This window comes from Geobacillus sp. Manikaran-105 (assembly GCF_002809955.1).
Classification (GTDB): Bacteria; Bacillota; Bacilli; order Bacillales; family Anoxybacillaceae; genus Geobacillus; species Geobacillus thermophilus.
In genome coordinates this window covers 1-3454 of sequence record NZ_PIJG01000099.1, presented here as the reverse complement: position 1 = coordinate 3454, position 3454 = coordinate 1, and the positions used below count along the sequence as shown (strand labels likewise).

2 protein-coding genes and 1 pseudogene are annotated in these 3454 nt (G+C 36.4%); 1 reads left to right on the top strand and 2 read right to left on the bottom strand.

The window, feature by feature from the left end; genetic code table 11:
* Positions 1-586: 586 nt before the first annotated feature.
* On the top strand, positions 587-1810 hold the full coding sequence (locus CV945_RS16480) for an MFS transporter (protein WP_100660177.1): 1224 nt from the start codon (positions 587-589) through the stop codon (positions 1808-1810).
* A 55-nt stretch (positions 1811-1865) separates the two neighbouring features.
* Here CV945_RS16480 and CV945_RS17935 read toward each other — a convergent pair.
* A pseudogene (locus CV945_RS17935) lies at positions 1866-2248 on the bottom strand (IS3-like element ISBth8 family transposase); the annotation flags it as partial.
* Between the two features lie 133 nt (positions 2249-2381).
* Positions 2382-2897: a GNAT family N-acetyltransferase gene (locus CV945_RS16475; RefSeq protein WP_047817803.1), complete on the bottom strand. Its 516-nt coding sequence runs from the start codon at positions 2895-2897 to the stop codon at positions 2382-2384.
* Positions 2898-3454: the final 557 nt, after the last annotated feature.

The following is a 3454-nucleotide window of genomic DNA, read 5'->3' as shown; positions in this document are numbered from 1 at the left end:
ATGGTTTGGTCACCTTTACCATACAGGAAATTTCGCATTTTTTGTACCCTTGATCAGAAAACAACCTGATTGTCAAGTACATTTTGTGGTGAAGAGCCATTTATTTTAACAAATATTTATTATTATTATTATTATTATTACAATATTTGAAACTATTTTTCAATTATTATATAATTTAGTTCTATAAACAAAGTAAGATACGATTTATTTTCTTATGGTTGAAAAAGCGTGGATTATTCTTGTATTTGAATGATTATATATCCCGCTCTGAAATAACAAACGTGTCAGATCAACTTTTCAAAAAGCCGATCTTAAGTCAGCAAGCACCTAAGGTAATCGAGGACTATACAAGTTAAGGGCGTCTCTACGGGCATTCAGCTGTTACGAATACGTTTTTATAGAAGGGGTAATTGGCAATAACTTTTCAAAAAATATTGTCATCATAAGAAGGTAGCTTAGGCTACTTTTTCTTTCTCTTGGCATTGGAAAAGATTTTTAGACCTACCAAGGAGAATTCATATCATTTAAGACCAAATCGTAGTTTTCAATATAGTTTTTAAGTGATAAAAATTAGGGGGACTCTTTAATGATCAAGAGCATTAAATTTTTGCGTCATGAGAGATCATATCGGCGCTTATTTATTTCCGGATTCATCAGTGGAGTAGGGGATTGGTTCAACAATGTAGCTGTATTGAGTATTATATTAACTTTAACTGGTTCTAGTTTGGCTGTAGGAATTACTCTTGCCCTACGAGTTCTCCCGTATTTAGTATTTGGACCATTGGGTGGAATGGTTGCTGATAGAATCCCTAGAAAAATCATACTTGTAACTATGGACTTGACTAGGTCTGTGTTAGCTTTATCTTTTTTGTTTGTCAATTCTAAAGATCAAATCTGGATTGTATATGTGGTTACTTTCGGACTAGTTATCTTATCTACCTTCTATATACCAGCTCGGGCGGCTTCTATACCAACTTTGGTAAGAAAGGAAAATTTATTGACGGCAAACGCTTTGGATCAAACCAGTTTTGGAATTGTAATGATCATCGGTTCCGTTTTCGGTGCGTTTTTCACAGCTATATGGGGATTGCAGTTTGCTTTTACTTTCAATTCCGTTTCATTTCTTGTTTCTGCTCTTCTTACTATGGGGATTACTTTTCCACGTACCGGAACTAAATCCAATAAAATCACATATAAAGAGCAGATTAAATCATTTTTGTCTTTATGTAAAAAATCGCGTTTGCTTCGAGCTATTATTGTTTTGTCTGCCCTTTGGCCCGTAGGAGGTGGGGCAATCAATGTATTGTTAAGCGTTTACTCTTTTCAAGTCTTTGATATGGGGCAACAAGGTGTAGGAATATTTTACGGTTCACTTGGTTTGGGGTTTGTAATAGGCGGCATTTTTGCGGACTACATTTCACAAAATCTTAAAAAGATGGCAGCAGCGGGATTTATTTTAGAAGGAATATCTCTTTCAATTGTGAGTGTATCTCCATACTTCTCTTTAGCTTCATTAATGCTGTTTCTGGGTACAGTAGGTTCCAGCATAGGTATCGCAAGTACCAATACACTAGTAATGGAAGCTGTCAGCATCGATGAACAAGGTAAAGTCTTTGGTACGTTAGCTACACTGAGGAACAGCATTCTGGGAATTAGCATGTTTGTCGCAGGTTTGCTGTTAGAATGGATACAACCTCGTGTATTGGGCTTTTTGGGCGGTATTCTTATTACTATTGTAGGAGTGTTAGTGGGAATCCTATTGGTTACAGACCCATCTAAGCAAACATTCCAAGAAAAAAAGACATGCTGAACACCTAAGGTTTGCACATAAATCTGTCAAGTGGACAATGAAAAAAAAGATTATATTAAGCAGCGGCCTTTTCTCGGTATCAATCGTGGAAAGGTCGTTTAGTTTTTCTTGAAAATGATGGGTGATTGTAAAAATGAATATCTCTTGAATCGCTTGATAAGCTTGCTCGATCTTTTTGGGCACACTAAGTACAACTTCTATATCTTTAAATGTGAGGAGAAACATCGATACATGCGTTGTCATGGCAATTTACTTTTCGAGGATGGCTTCCTTGAATGTTAAGTTCTTTGATCTTGTTCTCATAGGATTTGATCATATACTGGAATCTTGATTGGAATGAGGAAGAGCGTTCTAACCCAACGGCTTCCCATTCAGTTGTTTCAGTGTATTCTCTACCAATTCAAGATCATTTTTTTCAGATAATTCCCTCGCAATAACTTACCACGAATCCTCTTTGTCCGTAGAAAGTCCGTTTTTTGCGGATCACGGATTGGGGATCTCTAGCTCCTTTATTAAAGTCGCACACAGTATATAAATCGTCAGTGAATGACTGTGGAATTATTTTTTACACCTATTTACATTGATATTTCATACAAACAAGCTGTTTCATACCAGATGGAAAACGTTTATCCTTTTCTGCAAAAGGGAGGAAACCGAATGATTGCCAAAAAGATACAACATCCTTAAGATCTTTGACAACGGCAATTCGAACCTCCGGCCACCCCACTGAAGTTGCCCATTGAAGAAAACCCTTTGTAACTTCGGTGCCATAACCTTTTCCTTGATACTTTTTATGAATTATCAGCAATCCCAACCAAGGCATCTGATCTACATCGGCCTTCTCCCAATATTCAAGAAAACCTATCATTTCCTGATCCATCTTTTTAAATATCCCCATAACTTGTCTGCCTGTTAGTTCTGCAATATGTAAATCCCGCAACATTTGTTCTTTCGTATAGGAGCCTTCCCCGTCAGTTGTACCTTCCGTCAAATTAACGTAATCTGGATTAGACATATAAATCTCATAGAGCGCATTTACATGAATAGATTCAATCGGTTTTATGAGAAGTCGGTCAGTCTCAAACATTATACCTCTCTCCTTCAATAAATTACGGTTTAACTCACTCATATTCTCATTTTCCCAAAATAACTCTGCTTTTCACAACTGAATAGTTAATTTTTTGTTATACATTAAAATTTCCCTTCTTCTTGAATTACTTTAGTAATTATACCATAATTTCCCTTAAAATAAACTGCCTGGTTTGCATCAATTATCCGTTGGTAAATTATCTATTTTTTGAGAATCCACTAGTTGGTGTTATGTCAAGAAAATGGACACGTTAAACAGAGAGAAATATCTGAACTTATGCAGCTACTTTGGTATTATCCCCTACAGGTAGAGAGAACATTCAATATGATGTTCTTAAGAGTTCTATTTGAGAGGGGATTTTTTATATTCAAGAAAGGACAAACTTTTAACACCTATTCCGAAGATCTGAAACGGGTAGTTCATTCTCTCTTATAACTAGTCATATAATATACATTGTGTGAGTAAAATATTTGTGGGTGACATTCCGAAATGATCCCCGACGAGGGTTGCGAACTTTTGTTCGCGACGCTCGTCGGGGCCACCAAGCGAAGCGC

Excerpts from the sequence above, each read along its gene's own strand:
- CV945_RS16480 (WP_100660177.1), top strand. The coding sequence starts at position 587 with ATGATCAAGAGCATTAAATTTTTGCGTCATGAGAGATCATATCGGCGC.
- CV945_RS16475 (WP_047817803.1), bottom strand. The coding sequence starts at position 2,897 with ATGTTTGAGACTGACCGACTTCTCATAAAACCGATTGAATCTATTCAT.